Source organism: Streptosporangium sp. NBC_01755, from assembly GCF_035917995.1.
Taxonomy (GTDB): domain Bacteria; phylum Actinomycetota; class Actinomycetes; order Streptosporangiales; family Streptosporangiaceae; genus Streptosporangium.
This window is the reverse complement of sequence record NZ_CP109131.1, coordinates 6775974-6799151: the sequence shown is the minus strand read 5'-3', so window position 1 is coordinate 6799151 and position 23178 is coordinate 6775974. Positions and strand designations below refer to the sequence as shown.

The window sequence follows — 23178 nt, the reverse complement described above, 5'->3', positions numbered from 1 at the left end:
GCCGACTCCCTGACGGGACCGGGCACCACCGCAGCCTCAAGGCGACACCCGGCCGTTTCAGGCCTTTATGGCAGCATGCCCTCTATGGCGAATCCTGAACTGCCGGTGCCCGACGGGCTGGTGCTACGCCCGTTCCGCGGCGTACGGTTCACGGTCGACGATCTGGCAGGGGTCACCTCACCGCCTTACGATCTCATCGACGAGGCGGGCCTACGGGAGTTACTCGACACCCACCCCAACAACGTAGTGCGTTTGATCCTTCCTGGCATCGTCCGTCCCAGGTGCGCCGAGGCGCGGGAGACGCTTCAGGAGTGGCTCTCCTCCGGAGTGCTGGCCGCCGACGAGACACCCGCGATCTACGTCTACGAGCAGTCGGGGCCCGGGATCCTGCAGCGCGGGCTCATCGGCGACGTGGGCCTGGCCGGTCCGGAACTGCACATCGTCCTGCCTCACGAGAACGTGATGCCCGGACCGGTCGCCAACCGGCTGGCGCTGATGCGCACCACGGAAGCCAACCTGGAGCCGATCTTCCTGCTCTACGACGGCGCGGGCGGCGCCGCCACCCGCCTCGTCGACCGGATCGCCGCATCCCGGCCACCGCTGGCGGAGGCGGTGACCAACGACGGGGTCAGGCACCGGCTGTGGGCCGTCACCGACACCGGTGAACTCGCCTCCATCAACGCCGATCTCCGCCCCCGCCAGGCCCTCATCGCCGACGGGCACCACCGCTACGCCACCTACCTCGCGCTCCAGCGGGAACACCGCGCCGCGAGACCCACAGAGCCGGGGCCCTGGGATTTCGGTCTCGCGCTCCTGGTGGACTCCAGCGCCTACCCCCCGCATCTGAAGGCCATCCATCGGGTCATTCCCGAACTGCCGCTCAGGGAGGCGCTGGCCAAGGCCAGCGGCTCGTGGCGGGTACGGGAGCACGCGGACCTGACCGAGGGGCTGGCCGCACTGGAGGAGAGCACCGGACCCGCCTACCTGCTGTCCGGCGGGGATCTCACCTACCTGCTCACCGATCCCGACCCCGACCGGCTCGCGCACGCCATGCCGACCGACCGCTCGACCGGATGGCGTGCGCTGAACACTTCCATCCTCGCGGAGTTCCTCCTGCCGAAGGTATGGGGGATGCAGGACGACGAGCGTTCGGTGCGCGTCGTCCACCATGATCCGAAGGCCGCCGTACAGCTCGCACGGGCCTCCGGCGGGACGGCGGTGCTGCTGCGCCCGCTGGCGGTCGACGATGTGCTCTCGATCGCGGCCCGGGGAGAACGGGTGCCCCGCAAGTCCACCTCCTTCGGCCCCAAGCCCCGAACCGGTCTGGTCCTGCGTCTGCTCACCACCCCGGCACAGGCTCCGCCCACGAGTGGTCCGGCTCCCCAGGAGGCCGGGGCTTGGAGAGACTCTGACATCTCGGACTCCCAACGGTTTGGGAAACAATGACGGGTATAACCTGCCCACCCCGGAGAGAACGCCTCCTTCACCTTGGAGAGGACATCCCCTTCACCCTGGAGAGGACTCCGCAGCCCGCACGAACGGCACCGGCTCGCTCCAGGCGGGCTTCGGCTCCACCCTCTGCCTCCGACGCCATTCTTCGCGTACGGAAGTGAACACACCGGCGGGGGCGGCTCGAGCGATCGAGAACGACTCTCTACGATGTCAGCTGCACCGGAATGGCCGAATACCGTTCTGGGGACGCCGGTTCCAGCTATGAGGTGACCTGTGGACAACATCACCGCCCTCGGCGGAGACGTTTATGAGATCGACACGAGGATGGCCGGATACTCCAGCATCACGGCTGGATATCTGATTCTCGGAGATCGCCCCTGCCTGGTGGAGACGGGCACCTCCACCTCGGCTCCCGTGGTACGCGACGCCCTGACCTCGCTGGGCGTCGGCCCGGCAGATCTCGCCACGGTCGTTGTCACGCACATCCATCTGGACCACGCGGGTGGGGTTGGGGACATCGCCGGTTTCTACCCGGACGCGGAGATCGTGGTTCACGAGAAAGGCGCCCGGCACCTCGCCGACCCGTCCAGGCTGATGGCCAGCGCGCGAATGGTCTGGGGCGACAAGCTGGACATCCTGTTCGGCGAGCTCTCCCCCACCGAAGCCTCACGAATTCGCGCGCTCGGCGACACGGGCAGCATCGACCTCGGCAACGGGCGCACGCTGAGCAGCCACTACTCCCCCGGACACGCCAGACATCACGTGGGGCTCATCGACTCCGGCACCGGCGACCTCTACGTCGGCGACGCGGCCGGGGTCTATCTTCCGGAGACGGGTGACCTACGCCCCGCCACACCTCCGCCGGACTTCGACCTGCAGACCGCGCTGGACTCGATCGCCCTGTTCGAGGCGCTGGGCCCGCAACGACTGCTCTTCAGCCACTACGGGCCGGTCACGGACGTGGAAGAGATCCTGGGACGCTCCGCCGAGGAGTTGCGCGTCTGGGTTGACCTGACCCGTCAGGCTCGCGCGCAGGCCATGGACCTGGACCACGCGGTGGCCATGGTCAGGGAGCGGACCCGCGACCGCTACGCGGCACTGAAGGCGGACGAGGCGACCGCCGAGCAGTTCGAGCTGCTGAGCGGCGCCCCGTCCAACGTGGCCGGAATCCTGCACTGGCTGGACCGGCTACAGCCGTAAGGACGCGTCCCCTTAGATCCGGGACGGCCTTGGAAGCGCGATTTCGGGTGAACGGCTCGTTCACCCGAAATGTGCTAGAAGTCCCCGGGACTACTTCTCCTCGGGCTTGCTCCGGTGGTTCTGGCCCTGCTCGCCGTCCTCGTCCCGGTCATTCTCGTCCCGGTCGCCGTCGACATCGGAGTCGACATCGGGCGCGTCGCTGAGAATGTCGCCGAAGTCAGGTTCGATGAAGGCCGGCCCGACAGCTAGATCGACCTTTCCCACCTTCTCCTGGATCTTCCGCTCGGTACCGGCCGCTCCGTTCTCGGAAGAGCTGCCCTTGTCGGAAGAGCCGTTGTCCAGGGCGTCACCGGCCACGGACCTGCCCGTGCCGAACGCGTCCTCGTAGAGATCGTCTTCGTCCTCGATCTCCGCGTCCAGAGTCGCTGCGTCGTCGATGTCGACGTCGGCCTCATCGTCCTCGTCAACGACGTCGTCGTCGAACTCGGCATCGGCATCGGCATCGTCCAGGAAGCGGGGGTCGTCGTCGATGCCCTCCCCGACCTCGTCGTCGTCCTCTTCGAGATCCTCGATGACGGCCCCGGTCAGCTCCGCATAGCGCTCGGCCGCGTCGGTCTCGCCATCCTCGTCGAAAGCCATCGCCCGGCCGAACCACTCGATGGCGGGCCCCTCGTGGCCCGCTTCGAACAGCGCGTCGGCGTAGGCAAAGGCGAGACGGGCCGACCAGGGCTGGGGACGCGTGTCGCGCAACTCGGGAAGGCGCTGGAGGGTGATGACCGCCGCATCGTTCTGACCGAGATCACGCCGGGCGCCGGACTCCACAATGGCCAGCTCGATCTTGCCGACTCGGTCGAGCCGCTCGGCCTCCTTGGAGCGGACCAGGTCAAGGGCGCGCTCGGGACGGCCGAGACCACGCTCGCAGTCCGCCATGATCGGCAGGAACGAGTCAGAACCCGTCATCCGACGGGCCGCGCGCAGGTCACTGAGTGCTTCAGAGAAGTGGCCGGCACGGTAGGCCGCGATACCGACCGCCTCACGGATCACCCCGATCCTGGCCGCGAAGCGACGGGCGACCTTGGCGTGCTCGTACGCCCGCTCCGCGTTGTCCTCGCCCAGAGCCCTCTCAGCCGCCACGAGGTGGCGAGAGATCAACTCTGCGAGGTCAAGCGGAAGGGAACGCAGTTCCTCGCGAATCTCCTTGTCGAGCTCCTCCGCGGTGATGTCCGGGGCAAGCTCGGGCAATTCCTCACGCTGACGGATGGGGGCCTCATCGCGGCCGCCTGGCCGGTCATCCCGGCCATAACGGGTGCGTGACCCCTCGCCGTCGCGATCTCCCCGGTAACCGCCAGCGGGACGATCATCGCGATTGAACGGCCTGCGCTCACCACGGTCGTCACGGTTGAACGACGGACGATCCCCACGGTCATCGCGGTTGAAGGGCTTGCGCTCGCCACTGTCGGGACGCGAACCGTAACGGCTACGGGCCTGGTCGCGGTCACCGTACGAGCGACGCTCACCACCACGATCATCACGGTTGAACGACGGACGATCCCCACCGCGGCTGTCGCGGTTGAAGGACGGACGATCCCCACCGCGGCTGTCGCGGTTGAAGGACGGACGATCCCCACCGCGGCTGTCGCGGTTGAAGGACGGACGATCCCCACCGCGGCTGTCGCGGTTGAAGGACGGACGATCCCCAGCGGGACGATCGTCGCGGTTGAAGGGCTTGCGCTCACCACGGTCGTCACGGTTGAACGACGGCCTGTCGCCGCGATCTCCCCGATAACCGCCACCGGGACGATCGTCACGATTGAAGGGCTTGCGCTCACCACTGCCGGGACGCGAACCATACTGACCACGCGACTGATCACGATCACCGTACGAGCGACGCTCACCACCACGATCATCACGGTTGAACGACGGACGATCCCCACCGCGGCTGTCGCGGTTGAAGGACGGACGATCCCCAGCGGGACGATCGTCGCGGTTGAAGGGCTTGCGCTCACCACGGTCGTCACGGTTGAACGACGGCCTGTCGCCGCGATCTCCCCGATAACCGCCACCGGGACGATCGTCACGATTGAAGGGCTTGCGCTCACCACTGCCGGGACGCGAACCATACTGACCACGCGACTGATCACGATCACCGTACGAGCGACGCTCACCACCACGATCATCACGGTTGAACGACGGACGATCCCCACCGCGGCTGTCGCGGTTGAAGGACGGACGATCCCCAGCGGGACGATCGTCGCGGTTGAAGGGCTTGCGCTCACCACGGTCGTCACGGTTGAACGACGGCCTGTCGCCGCGATCTCCCCGATAACCGCCACCGGGACGATCGTCACGATTGAAGGGCTTGCGCTCACCACTGCCGGGACGCGAACCATACTGACCACGCGACTGATCACGATCACCGTACGAGCGACGCTCACCACCACGATCATCACGGTTGAACGACGGACGATCCCCACCAGGACGATCATCACGGTTGAAGGGCTTGCGCTCACCACTGCCGGGACGCGAACCATACTGACCACGCGACTGATCACGATCACCGTACGAGCGACGCTCACCACCACGATCATCACGGTTGAACGACGGACGATCCCCACCGCGGCTGTCGCGGTTGAAGGACGGACGATCCCCAGCGGGACGATCGTCGCGGTTGAAGGGCTTGCGCTCACCACGGTCGTCACGGTTGAACGACGGCCTGTCGCCGCGGTCACGTGCCCCGGAGGAACCACTTCGGGACTGGTCACGATCGCCGTAGGAACGCTGGTTCTCACCACGCGGCCCCGAAGATCTCTGCCCGCCGCCCGGTCGGTCGTCGCGATTGAAGGGAGGACGACCGGAACCACGGTCGTCACGATTGTAGGGCGGCCTGTCCCCGCGGTCACGAGATCCGTACGAACCGCCCGTGCGCCCTTCTCGGCGCTCACCATATCGGGGACCGTCTCCCGGACGTCCCCTGTAGCCACCTGCGCGATCGCCGCGGTGACCTCCCTGACCGCCAGATCCGCGGTTTTCGCCCTCTTCGCGTCGACCCGCGCCTTCAGGCCCGTTGTCACTGTTCACTTCTGGTCCATTCGTTGGCTCACTCTGCGAGCGCGTCCCGTCTCCTCGATCGGATGGGACGATTCGCTATGCGGGCGGTCTCCGGCCGCGGGGTGCGCCCCGTTCGCTATCGCTGCCCCGCCCTATCGTGGTCTGGCGCGACGAAGGCCACCCGCTGGTGGGGTGCCCGGCCTCTCCAGCCTAGCAAGCCCCTGAAAGTCCCTACGCCCTGCCTCGGTATCCATAAATGATCACGAACATCTTGGCGCGACCCATCGTTGGATTTCAGAACGCTGCGGAGCGTCCGGCTCCCGCCGGCCATCGCAGGTTCAGTGAAGCCGAAGGCTGCTCAGCGGACGTTTTACATATGGAGAAAAGCCCCCAGCAGCCCCTGGAGGCCCTAACTAAAATATGAAAGCCACCCGTACAGGCAAGTTTTTCTCTCAGCCCCCTACTCCTGGGGTGCTTTCCGGAATCCCTCAGAAGAGCCTTTCGGACAGCCCGCAGGGACCCTTCCCAGGTTCCAGGCAGAAAACACCAAAACCCCCCCAGATGGCGAGGCCCAAGATCAGCCCCGTTTCGGGACTCCCCTGGAAAACATGAGAATCCCACCAACCGGCCACCCGGATTCCCGGCAGAAAACACGAAGGCCCCCACCACGAATGGTGAGGGCCCTCACATGAAAGATTGTCCGGCGGCGACCTACTCTCCCACACCGTCCCCGGTGCAGTACCATCGGCGCTGAAGAGCTTAACTTCCGGGTTCGGAATGTAACCGGGTGTTTCCCCTTCGCCATAACCGCCGTAACACTATGAAACACACAAACCACTGTTTGCTGTCTCAGAATTGCCTAGTGGACGCGAGCAAGACCTTGATCTGGCGCTGCTCCGGACCCGGCGAAGGGACAGAGCGCTGCACAGATCAAGCATGTTGCTTTGTGGTCAAGTCCTCGGCCTATTAGTACTGGTCAGCTCCACACATTACTGCGCTTCCACTTCCAGCCTATCAACCCGGTCGTCTACCGGGAGCCTTACCCCCTCACAGGGTGGGAGACCTCATCTCAAGGCGAGCTTCCCGCTTAGATGCTTTCAGCGGTTATCCCTTCCGAACGTAGCCAACCAGCCGTGCTCCTGGCGGAACAACTGGCACACCAGAGGTTCGTCCGTCCCGGTCCTCTCGTACTAGGGACAGCTCCTTTCAAGTCTCCTGCGCGCGCAGCGGATAGGGACCGAACTGTCTCGCGACGTTCTAAACCCAGCTCGCGTGCCGCTTTAATGGGCGAACAGCCCAACCCTTGGGACCTACTCCAGCCCCAGGATGCGACGAGCCGACATCGAGGTGCCAAACCATCCCGTCGATATGGACTCTTGGGGAAGATCAGCCTGTTATCCCCGGGGTACCTTTTAGCCGTTGAGCGACGGCGCTTCCACATGCCACCGCCGGATCACTAGTCCCAGCTTTCGCTCCTGCTCGACCCGTCGGTCTCACAGTCAAGCTCCCTTGTGCACTTACACTCGACACCTGATTGCCAACCAGGCTGAGGGAACCTTTGGGCGCCTCCGTTACTCTTTAGGAGGCAACCGCCCCAGTTAAACTACCCACCAGACACTGTCCCTGATCCGGATCACGGACCGAAGTTAGACGTTCAAAACGACCAGAGTGGTATTTCACCAATGACTCCACCACCACTAGCGTGATAGCTTCACCGTCTCCCACCTATCCTACACAAGACGTTCCAAACGCCAATGTCAAGCTATAGTGAAGGTCCCGGGGTCTTTCCGTCCTGCTGCGCGTAACGAGCATCTTTACTCGTAGTGCAATTTCGCCGGGTCTGCGGTTGAGACAGCGGGGAAGTCGTTACGCCATTCGTGCAGGTCGGAACTTACCCGACAAGGAATTTCGCTACCTTAGGATGGTTATAGTTACCACCGCCGTTTACTGGCGCTTAAGTTCTCAGCTTCGCCACACACGTGCGACTAACCGGTCCCCTTAACGTTCCAGCACCGGGCAGGCGTCAGTCCGTATACATCGTCTTACGACTTCGCACGGACCTGTGTTTTTAGTAAACAGTCGCTTCCCCCTGGCCTCTGCGACCCCCACCAGCTCAGAGTGCAAGACTCATCACCAGCGAAGGCCCCCTTCTCCCGAAGTTACGGGGGCAATTTGCCGAGTTCCTTAACCACAGTTCACCCGATCGCCTTAGTATTCTCTACCTGACCACCTGAGTCGGTTTAGGGTACGGGCCGCCACGACACTCACTAGAGGCTTTTCTCGGCAGCATAGGATCACCCACTTCGCCACAATCGGCTCGGCATCACATCTCAGACTTAATGTGCTGCGGATTTGCCTACAACACGTCCTACATGCTTACCCCAGGACTACCATCGCCTGGGCTGGGCTACCTTCCTGCGTCACCCCATCGCTTACCTACTACCAGTTCAGGCCAGGCGTTCACCCTCACCCCAAACCCGAAGGCTCGGAGGGGTTAAGGACCCTTAGTATCACTGGATTCAGTATTGGCGCATCGTAGCGGGTACGGGAATATCAACCCGTTGTCCATCGACTACGCCTGTCGGCCTCGCCTTAGGTCCCGACTTACCCTGGGCGGATTAGCCTGCCCCAGGAACCCTTGGTCATCCGGCGCAGAAGTTTCTCACTTCTGATTCGCTACTCATGCCTGCATTCTCACTCGCACAGCCTCCACAGCTGGATCACTCCGCTGCTTCACCGGCCGCACGACGCTCCCCTACCCATCCACACACCTAAACCACAAAGGCTCAGTATACGTGTGAATGCCACGACTTCGGCGGTGTACTTGAGCCCCGCTACATTGTCGGCGCAGAATCACTTGACCAGTGAGCTATTACGCACTCTTTCAAGGGTGGCTGCTTCTAAGCCAACCTCCTGGTTGTCACTGCGACTCCACATCCTTTCCCACTTAGCACACGCTTAGGGGCCTTAGTCGGTGGTCTGGGCTGTTTCCCTCTCGACTACGGAGCTTATCCCCCGCAGTCTCACTGCTGCGCTCTCACTTACCGGCATTCGGAGTTTGGCTGACGTCAGTAACCTTGTCGGGCCCATTAGCCATCCAGTGCTCTACCTCCGGCAAGAAACACGCAACGCTGCACCTAAATGCATTTCGGGGAGAACCAGCTATCACGGAGTTTGATTGGCCTTTCACCCCTAAACACAGGTCATCCCCCAGGTTTTCAACCCTGGTGGGTTCGGTCCTCCACGCGGTCTTACCCGCGCTTCAACCTGCCCATGCCTAGATCACTCCGCTTCGGGTCTACAGCATGCGACTCAAACGCCCTATTCAGACTCGCTTTCGCTACGGCTCCCCCACACGGGTTAACCTCGCCACACACCATAACTCGCAGGCTCATTCTTCAAAAGGCACGCAGTCACATCACAAACACTCCGAAGAATGTTTACGCTCCTACGGCTTGTAGGCACACGGTTTCAGGTACTATTTCACGACCCCTCACCGGGGCGCTTTTCACCTTTCCCTCACGGTACTTGTTCACTATCGGTCATCAGGGAGTATTTAGGCTTACCAGGTGGTCCTGGCAGATTCACACAGGATTTCTCGGGCCCCGTGCTACTTGGGATCCCCTCCAACAGTCCAACCGATTTCGCCTACCCGACTCTCACGGTCTACGGCGCCACTTCCCAGAAGCTTCGGCTATCGAAAGGATTTCTTACTGTCCGGAGGAACGGCAGCCCCTCCCAGAGGGTCCCACAACCCCGTAAACGCAACGCCTGCCGGCTATCACACGCCTACGGTTTAGCCTGATCCGCTTTCGCTCACCACTACTCACGGAATCACTATTTGTTTTCTCTTCCTACGGGTACTGAGATGTTTCACTTCCCCGCGTTACCACCAACCGCCCTATACATTCAGGCGGAGGCAACACCACATGACTGGTGCTAGGTTTCCCCATTCGGACATCCCCGGATCAAAGTCTGGTTGGCGACTCCCCGGGGCTTAACGCAGCCTCCCACGTCCTTCATCGGCTCCTGATGCCAAGGCATCCACCGTGTGCCCTAAAAAACTTGGCCACAAAGATGCTCGCGTCCACTATGCAAATCTCAAACAACAAACAGCGACCAGACCAGACCCGCCACCAACACCCACCCGGGTCGCACCCACGGTGCGCCACGAACGAGCCGGTATGACAGATGATCGGTCCCGCATGAGGCCCAAACAGACAGCAAGCCCGCCGCAAGCGGGCCCACCTCAAAGTCCGTTTCCTCAGGACCCAACAGTGTGTTCACCCCAGCGAAACCCCGCAACCGCCGTTCCCACTCCCCGGCTCCGAAGAACCAAGGCGGTACTAACCGATCAGCGATCCCGCCGAACCGAATAGCCAGTGCTCCACTAATGAGCGCGCCGTGTGCAGAACGTACGCCTGCAGACACGACCTGAACCACGACCACCCGAAGATGACCGCAGCCGATGCTCCTTAGAAAGGAGGTGATCCAGCCGCACCTTCCGGTACGGCTACCTTGTTACGACTTCGTCCCAATCGCCAGCCCCACCTTCGACCGCTCCCCCCAGACAAGCTGGTTGGGCCACGGGCTTCGGGTGTTGCCGACTTTCGTGACGTGACGGGCGGTGTGTACAAGGCCCGGGAACGTATTCACCGCAGCGTTGCTGATCTGCGATTACTAGCGACTCCGACTTCATGGGGTCGAGTTGCAGACCCCAATCCGAACTGAGACCGGCTTTTAGGGATTCGCTCCACCTCACGGTATCGCAACCCTCTGTACCGGCCATTGTAGCATGTTTGCAGCCCAAGACATAAGGGGCATGATGACTTGACGTCATCCCCACCTTCCTCCGAGTTGACCCCGGCAGTCTCCAATGAGTCCCCACCACCCCCGAAGGAGCGTGCTGGCAACATTGAACAAGGGTTGCGCTCGTTGCGGGACTTAACCCAACATCTCACGACACGAGCTGACGACAGCCATGCACCACCTGTCACCCAGTCCGAAGAGGCACCCATCTCTGAGTGTTTCCGGGCGATGTCAAGCCTTGGTAAGGTTCTTCGCGTTGCGTCGAATTAAGCAACATGCTCCGCCGCTTGTGCGGGCCCCCGTCAATTCCTTTGAGTTTTAGCCTTGCGGCCGTACTCCCCAGGCGGGGCGCTTAATGCGTTAGCTACGGCGCGGAAACCGTGGAAGGTCCCCACACCTAGCGCCCAACGTTTACAGCGTGGACTACCAGGGTATCTAATCCTGTTCGCTCCCCACGCTTTCGCTCCTCAGCGTCAGGTAAGGCCCAGAGAACCGCCTTCGCCACCGGTGTTCCTCCTGATATCTGCGCATTTCACCGCTACACCAGGAATTCCGTTCTCCCCTACCTACCTCTAGCCAGCCCGTATCGAATGCAGACCTGGAGTTAAGCCCCAAGCTTTCACACCCGACGTGACAAGCCACCTACGAGCTCTTTACGCCCAATAATTCCGGACAACGCTTGCGCCCTACGTATTACCGCGGCTGCTGGCACGTAGTTAGCCGGCGCTTCTTCTGCAGGTACACGTCAACTTCGTCCCTGCTGAAAGAGGTTTACAACCCGAAGGCCGTCATCCCCCACGCGGCGTCGCTGCGTCAGGCTTTCGCCCATTGCGCAATATTCCCCACTGCTGCCTCCCGTAGGAGTCTGGGCCGTGTCTCAGTCCCAGTGTGGCCGGTCGCCCTCTCAGGCCGGCTACCCGTCGTCGCCTTGGTAGGCCGTTACCCCACCAACAAGCTGATAGGCCGCGAGTCCATCCCCAACCGAAAAACTTTCCACACCCACCCGATGCCGGGAGGTGTCGTATCCGGTATTAGACCCAGTTTCCCGGGCTTATCCCAGAGTCAGGGGCAGGTTACTCACGTGTTACTCACCCGTTCGCCGCTCGAGTACCCCGAAGGGCCTTTCCGCTCGACTTGCATGTGTTAAGCACGCCGCCAGCGTTCGTCCTGAGCCAGGATCAAACTCTCCAAACAATGTCTGAACAGTTGCTCCCGGCTGAAAGCACCCATCTCACATGATGGATGTTCAACCAAAGGAATCCGTCCTCCCACCCCAAAGGGCAGGTCGGACAGGGTTGTGCTTCATGCACTGGCTTTTAACACACTGTTGAGTTCTCAAGAAACGGACGCGTACACCGTCGTCCCGACCGGACTCGATCGGAGAACCAGGGGCGCTCTGTTTCGTAATTTAAATCCTACAGCTTGTCAAGATCGTGTCAAATCGCTAGCTCTCAGCCATTTTTCACAAACCCTGCAAGTTCACTAGGATTTTCGTTGCCCTACCTTCGAGGCAACCCGCTGAACCTACCGTGTCATCCGGGCCACAGCGAATCAACCGGTTTTCCGGTGGTCTGCGTGGGGCTCGAACTCTCAAGTTCGTTCAGTGGAGTGTCCCTGGGGCCCGTCCGCCGACTCGGGCGTCCGGCTCGCTCCCGGGGCATTAAAAAGACTATGCCCCTTCCGAAACATCGTCAAATCAGCCGCGCTTGGTAAAACCGCAGGTCAGAGGGGTCCCTTAAGGAACCTGGGCATGTTTGCTACCGGAAAGTTACGCAGTGGGACAGCGGGCGCCCCGGCCGAAGCCGGGGCGCCCATCCCTGGTAATCATCGCCTTGACCTGGCAGAAGAGCAGGGCAACAGTGCAGGAGGGGTCAGGCCTCGACGATCTCGACGCCGCCGACCGAACGCTTGCCCCTGCGGAGCACCAGGAAGCGCCCATGGAGCAGATCATCGGCCGACGGCACGTACGCCTCGTCGGTGACCTTGCTGTTGTTGAGATAGGCGCCGCCCTCCTTGACAGTGCGGCGTGCCTCGGACTTCGACTTGACCAGACCGCTCTCGGCGAGCAGGTCGACAAAGGACGCCCCCAGTGCGGGGACCTCGGCACGCGGCACCTCGGCGAGAGCCTCACCAAGCGTGCGCGCGGGCAGCTCCTCCAGGGAGCCCTGGCCGAACAGGGCCGCCGAGGCGGCGATCACCGCGGCGCACTCGTCGGCACCGTGCAGCAGCGTGGTGAACTCCTCGGCGAGTGCTCGCTGGGCCTCGCGCGCGGCGGGCCTCGCGGCGGCGGTCTTCTCCAGTTCCTCGATCTCCTCACGGGACCTGAAGCTGTAGATCTTGAGGAACTTCACCACGTCCCGGTCATCCGAGTTCAGCCAGAACTGGTAGAAGGCGTACGGGGAGGTCATCTCCGGGTTGAGCCAGACCGCGCCGCCGGCGGTCTTGCCGAACTTGGTCCCGTCCGCCTTGGTGATCAACGGCACGGTGAGGGCGTGCACATGGCCACCCGTCACCCGGCGGATGAGGTCGGTTCCCGCGGTGATGTTGCCCCACTGGTCGCTGCCGCCGATCTGGAGCGTGCAGCCGTAGCGCCGATTCAGCTCCAGGTAGTCGTTGGCCTGCAGGATCTGGTAGCTGAACTCGGTGTAGCTGAGCCCCTCCCCTCCCAGTCGTGCGGAGACCGACTCGCGGGCGAGCATGCGGTTGACCGGGAAGTGCTTGCCGACGTCACGCAGGAAGTCGATCGCGGACATGCCCTCGGTCCAGTCGAGGTTGCTGACGAGGATCCCGCCCGTCTCATCCGAGAAGTCGAGGAACTTCTCCAGCTGGACGCGGATCCGCGCGACCCATTCGGCCACCACGTCGGAGGAGTTGAGCGAGCGCTCGGTGCTCCGGCCACTGGGGTCGCCGATCAGGCCGGTCGCGCCGCCCACCAGGCCGACGACCCGGTGGCCCGCCCGCTGCAGGCGGGTGAGGGTCAGCAACGGGACCAGGTTGCCGACGTGCAGCGAGGGCGCGGTCGGGTCGAAGCCGCAATAGACCGTGATCGGACCCTCGGCCATCGCCCCGCGCAGGGTGTCGATGTCGGTGGACTGCGCGATCAGGCCGCGCCAGGCGAGGTCATCCAGAATGTCGGTCACGATCCTTGCTTTCCAATGCTCGAAGGGACATTTAGCGCTCTCGTACACCCTGCCCGATCGCAGCACCGTCGCGCCACTCGAAACCCTCCTCGCGCGAGTCGACCGCGCTTGTACCGCCGATGGGCCCCGATGTGCCCAGATGGGCCGCCGATGGGCCGCTCAGCGCAGCGAAACCCTCCTCACGCACGAGTCGACCAGCCGGTAGGCGAGGAGGGATCCGCGGGTGGCCTACCGGCGGCGCGGGACGTGCGGGCGATGGGGCGAGACGGTGGGATCGCCGTCGATCCAGAAACGCCACGGCGTCTCCTTCCCCGACGAGACCCCGGTACGCGGCCCCGACCGGACGGACGGGGCCTTGGCGGGCTCGCCCTCGGTCACGGAGAGCGATCCCGGGGCGCAGACATCGAGCCCGTTGTGCTTGAGGGTGAAGCCGAGCGCCACCGCCAGACGTGCCGGCCCTCGGGCCAGATCGACCTCCCGGACGGCACGGGCGCTTCCGGCGCTCCGCCGGGTCAGAGCGGTCCCGACACCGGAGATCACCTCTCCGGCCCTGAGCAGTATCCCGGAACCCGTCCCCTCTGGAAGGCACGTGAGGTTGGCACAGAAATGCATGCCGTAGGTGAAATAGACGTACAGGTGGCCAGGCGGGCCGAACATCACCGCGTTGCGCGGTGTCCGGCCTCGGTAGGTGTGCGACGCGGGATCCTCCCCCGGCAGGCCGTACGCCTCGACCTCGGTGAGACGCAGCGCGACCGGCCCGTGCACGAGCACCCGTCCCAGCAGGTCCGGAGCGATCTCGTGAGCGGGCCGGTCGAAGAAGTCGCGCGCCAGCGGCGCGGGCGCGGCGAGCGAGTGCCCGCCGTGCTCGTCAGCGGGCATCAGTTCCCAATTGCCCAGGCCGCCTGGGCGTCGACGATCTCGCGGAGCGCGACGAGCTGGTCGCGGACCCGGTCCGGCGCCGTACCGCCGTGCGCCTTGCGGGCGGCCAGCGCGCCCGGCACCGAGAGGACCTCGCGGGAGTCGGGCGTGAAGTGCGGCGAGACCTTGGCCAGTTCGTCGTCGGTGAGCTCGCCGAAGTCCTTGTCGTTGACCTGGCACCAGACGACCAGGTGTCCGACCGCCTCGTGGGCCTCACGGAAGGCGACCCCCCTGCGGACCAGCAGCTCGGCCAGGTCGGTGGCCAGCGCGAACCCGTCGGGGGCCGAGGCCTCCAGTTTGGCGGTGTTGACGCGCATGGTCGCGACGAGCCCGGCCATGGCGGGGAGGACGAGCAGCAGGTTGTCGACGGAGTCGAACACCGGCTCCTTGTCCTCCTGCAGGTCCCGGTTGTAGGTCAGCGGCAGGCCCTTGAGCGTCGTCAGCAGCGACATGAGGTTGCCGATGAGACGGCCGCTCTTGCCCCTGGCGAGCTCGGCCACGTCGGGGTTCTTCTTCTGCGGCATGATCGATGAGCCGGTGGAGTAGGCGTCGTCCATCTCGATCCAGCGGAACTCCTGCGAGGCCCACAGGACGATCTCCTCGCCCAGCCGGGACAGGTGCACGCCGATCATCGCCGCGTCGAACAGGAACTCGGCGGCGAAGTCACGGTCGGCGACCGCGTCCATCGAGTTGGGCGCCGCGGAGTCGAAGCCGAGCTCCCTGGCCACGGCCTGCGGGTCGAGCGGCAGGGAGGATCCGGCCAGTGCCCCGGCACCGAGCGGGGAGACGGCCGCGCGCCTGTCCCAGTCGCGCAGCCGCTCGATGTCGCGGGCGAAGGCGTGTACGTGCGCCAGGAGCTGGTGGCCGAAGGAGACCGGCTGGGCGTGCTGCAGGTGGGTCATGCCGGGGGCCGCCGTCTCGGCGTGCTCCTCGGCCTGGCTCATCAGCGCGGTCTCCAGCTCCACCAGCCGGGACACGATGTGCCTGACATGATCGCGGAGGTAGAGCCGCAGATCGGTGGCGACCTGGTCGTTGCGGCTTCGGCCGGCTCGAAGCTTGCCGCCGAGCGTGCCGAGGCGTTCCAGCAGGCCGCGCTCCAGCGCGGTGTGGACGTCCTCGTCGGCGACGGTCGGCCGGAATTCACCCTCCTTGCAGGCTCGCTCCAGGTCGTCCAGAGCACCGATCATGCGAGCCAGCTCGTCGTCGGTCAGCAGGTTCGCGCGGTGCAGCACCCGGGCGTGCGCGCGCGAGGCCAGCAGATCGTACGGAACCAGCCGCCAGTCGAAGTGCACGCTCACAGAGAGCCTGGTCAGCGCGTCGGCCGGACCTCCTTCGAACCGGCCGCCCCACAGCCGCATCGGCTTACCACCATCAGTCACCGTTGTTCTCCCTCCCCATTCAATCCGCGACCTTAGCCCAATCGGCCCAGTCGGGCGTCCCGGGCGGAGGCAATCTTGGAGGGAAGGCCCCACAGCTCGACGAAGCCCTTGGCGAGGGACTGGTCGAAGGTGTCGCCGGTGTCGTAGGTGGCGAGGTTGAAGTCGTACAGCGACGCCTCGGAGCGCCGGCCCGTGACCGTGGCCCGGCCGCCGTGCAGGGTCATCCGGATCTCGCCGGTGACGTGCTCCTGCGCCTCGGTGATGAAGACGTCCAGGGCCTTCTTGAGGGGGGAGAACCAGAGGCCGTCGTAGACGAGCTCGCCCCAGCGCTGGTCCACCGACCGCTTGAACCTGGCCAGGTCGCGCTCGACCGTGACGTTCTCCAGTTCCATGTGCGCGGTGATCAGAGCGATGGCGCCCGGCGCCTCGTAGACCTCGCGGGACTTGATACCGACGAGCCGGTCCTCGACCATGTCGAGGCGGCCGATGCCCTGGGCGCCCGCGCGCTGGTTCAGCTCGGCGACGATCTGGAACGGGGTCAGGTGCCGCCCGTCCAGCGCCACCGGGACGCCCTTGACGAAGCTGATGATGACCTCGTCGGCCTCGCGCGGCTGGGCGGGGTCGGCGGTGTAGGAGTAGACGTCCTCGATGGGGCCGTTCCAGATGTCCTCGAGGAAGCCCGTCTCGACGGCCCGGCCCCAGATGTTCTGGTCGATCGAGTAGGGGTTCTTCTTGGTGGTCTCGATCGGCAGGTTCTTCTCCTCGGCGTAGGCGATCGCCTTGTCCCGGGTCCACGCGTAGTCGCGGGCCGGAGCGATGACCTTGAGCTCGGGGTAGAGCGCGGCCAGACCGGCCTCGAACCGGACCTGGTCGTTGCCCTTGCCGGTGCAGCCGTGCGAGACGTGGGTGCCGCCGAACTCCTTGGCCGCGGCGGCCAGGTGCTTGACGATCAGCGGCCGCGACAGGGCGGAGACCAGCGGGTAGCGGTCCATGTAGAGGGCGTTGGCCTGCAGGGCGGGCACGCAGAAGTCGGTGGCGAACTCCTCGCGGGCGTCCACGACGACGGACTCCACGGCGCCGCAGTCGATGGCGCGCTTGCGGATGATCTCCATGTCCTCGCCGCCCTGGCCGACGTCGACGGCGACCGCGATCACCTCGGCGCCGGTCTTCTCGGCGAGGAAGGGGATGGCCACGGAGGTGTCGAGGCCGCCGGAGAAGGCGAGTACGACCCGGTCAGTCATAATTGATCTCTCCAAGGTATTCGTTCGTCACAAGTCTCAGATGGTGCCGGCGTCGCCCGCCTGAGCGGGCTAAATACGTCGGTCGGCGTGCCTTAGCAGCCCCTCGGCGACCGCTGCCCCGCCCGCCGGGTCACGGCTGATGACGAGGATCGTGTCGTCTCCGGCGACCGTGCCGAGGATGGACTCCCAGTCGGCGTGGTCGATGGCGGAGGCGAGGAACTGCGCGGCGCCCGGTGGCGTGCGGAGGATGACCAGGTTGGCGGAGGCCTCGGCCGAGACGAGGAACTCCTCGGCGAGCCGGCCGAGCCGGGCGGCCGGGGACTCGCCGGTGCCTAGCCTGGCCAGTCTTATCCTGCCGCCGCCCTCACCGGGCAGGGCGTAGACCAGGGAGCCGTCCTCGGCGCGCAGCTTGAGCGCACCGAGCTCGTCCAGGTCCCGGGAGAGGGTGGCCTGGGTGACCTCGACCCCGCTCTCCAGCAGGAGCTTGGCCAGCTCCGGCTGGGATCTGACGGGCTGCCGCTGCAACAGGTCCGCGATCCTGGCCTGGCGGGCGACCTTGGTCATCGGGATCGTCACGTGGCCGCCCCGCCTCCGGGCGCGTCCGGACCGGTGGCCGAGACCAGCCAGTGCAGCAGTGCCTTCTGGGCGTGCAGCCGGTTCTCGGCCTGGTCCCACACCAGGCTCCGCGGGCCGTCGAGGACCTCGGCGGAGATCTCCAGCTCTCGGTAGGCGGGCAGGCAGTGCAGGACGATGGCGCCGGGCGCCGCCCGGTCCACCAGCGCGGCGTTGACCTGGTAGGGCATGAGGTCGGCGATCCGCTGCTCCTTGCCGTCCTGGCCCATGGAGACCCAGGTGTCGGTGGCGAGCACGTCCGCGCCCACGGCGGCCTCGGCCGGGTCCGCGAGTACGGCGACCGATCCCCCGGTCCCCTCGGCGACCTTGGCGGCCTGCCGGAGGATCTTCGGGTCCGGCAGGTATCCGGCGGGAGCGGCGACCCGCACGTGCATGCCGGCGACGGCACCGCCGAGCAGGTAGGAGTGGGCCATGTTGTTGGCGCCGTCACCGAAGTAGGCCAGGGTGAGGCCGGCGGTCCTGCCGAAGTGCTCCCTGATGGTCTGCAGGTCGGCGAGGATCTGGCAGGGGTGGAACTCGTCGGTGAGGGCGTTGACCACCGGCACCGAGGAGATCGAGGCCATGGCCTCGATCCTCTCCTGGCCCGAGGTGCGCCACACGATGGCGCCCACTTGGCGCTCCAGGACCCGGGCGGTGTCCTCGATCGATTCACCCCGGCCCATCTGGGAGGATCCGGCGTCGATGATCAGAGGAAGGCCGCCGAGCTCGCCGATGCCGGCGGCGAAGGAGACCCTGGTGCGGGTGGACGGCTTGTCGAAGAGGACTGCGACGGTCCGCGGACCCTCGAAGGGGCGGTAACCGTAACGGTCCTTCTTCATGGCCTCGGCCAGGTCGAGTACCCGGGCCTGCTCGGCGGACGAGAGGTCGTCGTCCTTCAGGAAGTGCCTGACGGGCGCCTGTGCGGAGAGGTTACTGGACATCGGCGGCCTCGTCGAGAATGGCTGGGAGCGCGGCCACGAAGGCGGCTACCTGGGCGGAAGTGATCACCAGCGGGGGCGCGAGCCGCACCGCGTGGGGCTGGAGGGCGTTGACCAGGAAGCCGGCTCGCCGCGCGGCGGTCTGGAAGTGGGCGGAGCGGTCGCCGGTCAGCAGGACGGCCAGCCACAGGCCCCTGCCGCGGACACCGGCGAGCAGCGGGTGGTCGATCGCGGCGATGCCGTCGGCGAGTTCGGCGCCGACGGTGCGCACGTGCTCCAGCAGGCCGTCGGTGTCGATCGTGTCGAGCACAGCGAGCGCCGCGGCGGTCGAGACGGGGTTGCCGCCGAAGGTGGACCCGTGGTCACCCGGGGTGAAGACCGTGGCCGCCGCGCCGAAGCCGATGCAGGCGCCGATCGGCATGCCTCCGCCGAGGCCCTTGGCCAGGGTGAGCACGTCGGGCAGGATGCCTTCGTGCTGGTGGGCGAACCAGTGCCCGGTACGGCCGATCGCCGACTGGATCTCGTCGGCGACCAGCAGCGCGCCGGCGGCGTCGCAGATCTCCCTGGCCGCCGTGAAGTAGCCCTCGGGCGGGGGCACGACCCCCGCCTCCCCCTGGGTGGGTTCGAGGAAGACCGCGGCGCACTCGCCGGTCACCGCGCTCTTGAGCGCGTCGGCGTCACCGTACGGAACGAAACGGACATCAACCGGGAAGGGCCCGAACTGGTCGCGGATGGAGGGCTTTCCGGTCAGGGCGAGCGCACCGAGGGTCCGGCCGTGGAAGGCGTTCTCGGCGGCCACGAAGTAGGTCCGGCCGTTCGACTTGCCGTACTTGATGGCGAGCTTCAGCGCGGCCTCGTTGGCCTCGGTGCCGGAGTTGGTGAAGAACACCCTGGCGGGGGCGCCGAGCAGGCCGAGCAGGCGCTCGGCGAGCAGTACCTCGGGCTCGTGCAGGAAGAGGTTGCTGGTGTGGGCGAGGACGGCGACCTGCCTGGAGACGGCCTCCACCAGCGCCGGGTGGGCGTGCCCGAGCGAGCTGACCGCGATGCCGCCGATCAGGTCGAGATACTCGCGGCCGTCGACGTCCCAGACCCTCGTGCCCTCGCCTCGGGCCAGTGCCACCGGGGGTACCCCGTAGTTGGCCATGAAGGCGGCCTCGAAGCGCGTGGCGAGCGCCTCTGTGGCGGGACTTTCCTGCGGGCTCACGTGTCGCTCCCCTTCGGCTGGGCGGTGACCGCCGCCACGGGGGCGTCCGGCAGCACCATGGTTCCTATGCCCTTGTCTGTGAAGATCTCCAGCAGCACCGAGTGGGGCACCCTGCCGTCGAGCACGTGGGCCTGCGGCACGCCCCCCTGCACGGCGGTCAGACACGCCCCCATCTTGGGGATCATGCCGCTGGACAGGGTCGGCAGGAGCCTCTCCAGCTCGGTGGCGGACAGCTCGTCGATGACCTCGTTCTCAACGGCGTCGGGACGCCAGTCGCGGTACAGGCCCTCGACGTCGGTCAGGACGATCAGCTTGGACGCCTGGAGCGCCACGGCGAGCGCGGCGGCGGCGGTGTCGGCGTTGACGTTGTAGACGGTGCCGTCGTCACTGCGCGCGACCGAGGAGATCACCGGGATCCGCCCGTCCTCCAGCAGCGCCCGCACGGCTCCGGCCTCGACGTTGACGATGTCGCCGACCTGGCCGATGTCGACGTTGGCGCCGTCGACGACGGCGTGCTTGCGTACGGCGGTGAACAGGTGGGCGTCCTCGCCGGACATGCCGATGGCGAACGGCCCGTGCCTGTTGATCAGGCCGACCACGTCGCGGTTGACCTGGCCGACGAGGACCATCCTGACGACCCGCATGGCCTCGGGGGTGGTGACCCTGAGCCCTGCGGTGAAGGTGGACTCGATGCCGAGCAGGTCGAGGTGCGCGTTGATCTGCGGGCCTCCCCCGTGCACGATCACCGGCCTGAGCCCGGCGTAGCGCAGGAAGACGACGTCGGCGGCGAACTTCTCGCGCAGGTGCTCCTCGGTCATCGCGTTGCCGCCGTACTTGATGACGACGGTCGCACCGTGGAAGCTGGCGAGCCAGGGCAGCGCCTCGATCAGCGTGGTGGCCTTCGCCAGTGCCTCGGCCTGCCTCATGAGGAGTACGCCGAGTTCTCGTGGACGTACTCGGCGGTGAGGTCGGTGGTGTGGATGGTCGCCGAGTGCGGGCCGGCCGACAGGTCGATGGTGATCGTCACCTCGCGCGGGGTGAGGTCGACCTTGGAGCGGTCGTCGCCCGCGGCACCGCCCCGGCAGATCCAGATGCCGTTGATGGCCACGTTGAGCCGGTCGGCCTCGAAGACGGCGTCGGTGGTGCCGACGGCCGACAGCACCCGGCCCCAGTTGGGGTCCTCTCCGTGGATGGCGCACTTGAGGAGATTCGATCGGGAGACGGTACGGCCGACGGTGACCGCGTCCTCCTCGGAGACGGCGCCGACGACCTCGATGGCGATCGCCTTGGAGGCGCCCTCGGCGTCCAGCAGCAGCTGGCGGGCGAGGTCCGCGCAGACCGCGAGGAGGACCTGCTCGAACTCGGCGAGGTCGGGAGCGATACCGGAGGCGCCGCTGGCCAGTAGCAGCACCGTGTCGTTGGTGGACATGCAACCGTCGGCGTCGAGCCGGTCGAAGGTGACCCGGGTCACCTTGCGGAGCACCTCGTCGAGCCGCTCGGCGGGCAGGTCGGCATCGGTGGTGATCACCGAGAGCATGGTGGCGAGGCCGGGGGCGAGCATGCCGGCGCCCTTGGCCATGCCGCCGACCATGTAGCCGCCGGCTCCCTTCCTGAAGGAGATCTTCGAGACGGTGTCGGTGGTGCGGATGGCGTCGGCGGCGGCCAGCCCGCCGTCCCTGGCGAGCTGGGAGACCGCGAGGTCGACCCCCGCCAGCAGCGGTTCCATCGGCAGACGCTCGCCGATCAGGCCGGTGGAGCAGACCGCGATCTCGCCGGCCGAGTCTCCCAGTGCCCCGGCGACCTTCTCCGCGGTGGCATGGGTGTCCTGGAACCCCAGTGGCCCGGTGCAGGCGTTGGCGCCACCGGAGTTGAGGACCACCGCGTGGACCCGGCCCCCGGACAGCACCTGTGCGGACCACAGGACGGGTGCGGCCTTCACCCTGTTGGCCGTGAAGACTCCCGCCGCGGCGCGGGAGGGGCCGTCGTTGACGATCAGTGCCAGGTCGCGGGCGGCACCGGACTTGATTCCGGCGGCGACACCCGCCGCCCGGAAGCCGAGGGGGGCGGTCACGCTCATGGGGCGACTCCATTGAGAGGAAGGCCTAGCTCTTCCGGCAGGCCGAGGGCGAGGTTGGCGCTCTGGATGGCCCCGCCCGCCGTTCCCTTTGTCAGGTTGTCGATGGCGACGACGGCGACGACGCGGCCCGCACGCTCGTCCAGGACGACCTGGAGGGCGGCGGTGTTGGCTCCGAGGGTCATCGAGGTCGCGGGCCACTGGCCCTCGGGGAGCAGCCGTAGGAACGGCTCGTCCTTGGCGGCGACCTCGTACGCCTCGCGCAGGATGGCCGGGGTGAGGCCCGCTCCGGCGGGCGCGCTGCAGGTGGCGAGGATGCCGCGGCTCATCGGCGCCAGCACGGGGGTGAAGGAGACGGTGACCGGCTCACCCGCCAGCGGGGAGAGGTTCTGCTCCATCTCCGGGGTGTGCCGGTGGACGCCGCCGACGCCGTACGCGGCGGCCGATCCCATCACCTCGCTGCCCAGGAGGTTCGGTTTGGGCGCCCTGCCCGCTCCGCTGGTGCCGCTGGCGGCGACCACCACCACGTCGGGCTCGACGAGGCCGGCGGCGAAGGCGGGGAACATCGCCAGGGTGACCGCCGTCGGGTAGCAGCCGGGTACGGCGATCCTGGTGGCCGCGCGCAGTTCCTCGCGCCGGCCCGGCAGCTCGGGCAGCCCGTAGGGCCAGGTGCCGGCGTGGGTTCCGCCGTAGAAGTGCTCCCAGGCGGCGGGGTCGGTGAGCCGGAAGTCGGCGCCGCAGTCGACGACGAGGGTGCCGTCACCGAGTTGCTCGGCGACGGCGGCCGACTGGCCGTGCGGCAGGGCGAGGAAGACGACGTCGTGGCCGCCGAGGGTCTCGGGGGTGGTCTCCAGCAGGATCCGGCCGGCCAGCGGGGTCAGGTGTGGCTGGTGGGCACCGAGGGCCGTACCTGCGCTTGAGGCCGCGGTCAGCGCGCCGATCTCGATGCCGGGGTGGGACAGCAGCAGGCGCAGGAGCTCACCTCCGGCATAGCCGCTGGCACCCGCGATCGCCGCTCTCATCGGCCCCTCCGTGATCTCTGCATGTTCATACACACTCACTCATGCTCTTGCTAGAGAGATTATGCATCTCCAGGGATTGTCATGCAAGCCGGTTATGTGAGGGTTACCGGACTCTGAAATGCCTCAGAGCAGCAGGAAAGT

General features: G+C 66.0%; 14 protein-coding genes and 3 rRNA genes. 2 read left to right on the top strand and 15 right to left on the bottom strand.

Going from position 1 to position 23178, the window contains the following annotated elements:
- Positions 1 to 84: 84 nt before the first annotated feature.
- Both OG884_RS31405 and OG884_RS31400 read left to right on the top strand, forming a co-directional pair.
- Positions 85 to 1446, top strand: coding sequence for a DUF1015 domain-containing protein (locus OG884_RS31405; protein ID WP_326638886.1), 1362 nt, complete (start codon positions 85 to 87; stop codon positions 1444 to 1446).
- A 279-nt stretch (positions 1447 to 1725) separates the two neighbouring features.
- The gene (locus OG884_RS31400) at positions 1726 to 2652 is read left to right on the top strand and encodes an MBL fold metallo-hydrolase (RefSeq protein WP_326638885.1); all 927 of its coding nucleotides are present in this window, start codon (positions 1726 to 1728) and stop codon (positions 2650 to 2652) included.
- 90 nt (positions 2653 to 2742) lie between these two features.
- On the opposite strand, the gene OG884_RS31395 is transcribed toward OG884_RS31400, so the two are convergent.
- From OG884_RS31395 to argC, 15 genes are all read right to left on the bottom strand, one after another.
- Positions 2743 to 3894, bottom strand: a complete 1152-nt coding sequence (locus OG884_RS31395; protein WP_326638883.1) for a hypothetical protein — start codon at positions 3892 to 3894, stop codon at positions 2743 to 2745.
- The gene (locus tag OG884_RS31390; protein WP_326638881.1) at positions 3801 to 5723 is read right to left on the bottom strand and encodes a hypothetical protein; all 1923 of its coding nucleotides are present in this window, start codon (positions 5721 to 5723) and stop codon (positions 3801 to 3803) included. The genes OG884_RS31395 and OG884_RS31390 overlap by 94 nt, the downstream gene beginning before the upstream one ends.
- 675 nt (positions 5724 to 6398) lie before the next feature.
- Positions 6399 to 6515, bottom strand: a 5S ribosomal RNA gene (gene rrf / locus OG884_RS31385).
- A gap of 131 nt (positions 6516 to 6646) precedes the next feature.
- Positions 6647 to 9771: ribosomal RNA gene (locus tag OG884_RS31380) — 23S ribosomal RNA — on the bottom strand.
- Positions 9772 to 10179: 408 nt separating this feature from the next.
- Positions 10180 to 11703: ribosomal RNA gene (locus OG884_RS31375) — 16S ribosomal RNA — on the bottom strand.
- Together the 16S, 23S and 5S rRNA genes form the textbook arrangement of a ribosomal RNA operon.
- A 677-nt stretch (positions 11704 to 12380) precedes the next feature.
- A complete protein-coding gene (gene tyrS, locus OG884_RS31370; protein WP_326638879.1) occupies positions 12381 to 13649 on the bottom strand; it encodes a tyrosine--tRNA ligase in 1269 nt (422 codons plus the stop codon).
- Positions 13650 to 13877: 228 nt separating this feature from the next.
- Positions 13878 to 14528 carry a DNA-3-methyladenine glycosylase gene (locus tag OG884_RS31365; protein ID WP_326638877.1) on the bottom strand — a complete coding sequence of 217 codons (651 nt, stop codon included), beginning with the start codon at positions 14526 to 14528 and terminating at the stop codon, positions 13878 to 13880.
- Entirely contained in the window at positions 14528 to 15946 is a 1419-nt protein-coding gene (argH, locus tag OG884_RS31360) for an argininosuccinate lyase (protein ID WP_326638875.1), read from the bottom strand. The genes OG884_RS31365 and argH overlap by 1 nt, the downstream gene beginning before the upstream one ends.
- A 32-nt stretch (positions 15947 to 15978) precedes the next feature.
- Entirely contained in the window at positions 15979 to 17187 is a 1209-nt protein-coding gene (locus OG884_RS31355; protein WP_326638872.1) for an argininosuccinate synthase, read from the bottom strand.
- Between the two features lie 69 nt (positions 17188 to 17256).
- Positions 17257 to 17751 (bottom strand): arginine repressor, encoded by a 495-nt coding sequence (locus OG884_RS31350; protein ID WP_326647051.1) that lies wholly within the window; start codon positions 17749 to 17751, stop codon positions 17257 to 17259.
- 8 nt (positions 17752 to 17759) lie between these two features.
- Positions 17760 to 18740 (bottom strand): ornithine carbamoyltransferase, encoded by a 981-nt coding sequence (gene argF / locus OG884_RS31345; protein ID WP_326638870.1) that lies wholly within the window; start codon positions 18738 to 18740, stop codon positions 17760 to 17762.
- On the bottom strand, positions 18730 to 19881 hold the full coding sequence (locus OG884_RS31340; protein ID WP_326647050.1) for an acetylornithine transaminase: 1152 nt from the start codon (positions 19879 to 19881) through the stop codon (positions 18730 to 18732). Before OG884_RS31340 ends, argF begins: the two co-directional genes overlap by 11 nt.
- Before the next feature lie 56 nt (positions 19882 to 19937).
- Positions 19938 to 20867, bottom strand: a complete 930-nt coding sequence (gene argB / locus OG884_RS31335; protein WP_326638868.1) for an acetylglutamate kinase — start codon at positions 20865 to 20867, stop codon at positions 19938 to 19940.
- Positions 20864 to 22018: a bifunctional glutamate N-acetyltransferase/amino-acid acetyltransferase ArgJ gene (gene argJ, locus OG884_RS31330; protein WP_326638866.1), complete on the bottom strand. Its 1155-nt coding sequence runs from the start codon at positions 22016 to 22018 to the stop codon at positions 20864 to 20866. The genes argB and argJ overlap by 4 nt, the downstream gene beginning before the upstream one ends.
- A complete protein-coding gene (gene argC / locus OG884_RS31325; protein WP_326638863.1) occupies positions 22015 to 23037 on the bottom strand; it encodes an N-acetyl-gamma-glutamyl-phosphate reductase in 1023 nt (340 codons plus the stop codon). The genes argJ and argC overlap by 4 nt, the downstream gene beginning before the upstream one ends.
- Between the last annotated feature and the right edge of the window lie 141 nt (positions 23038 to 23178).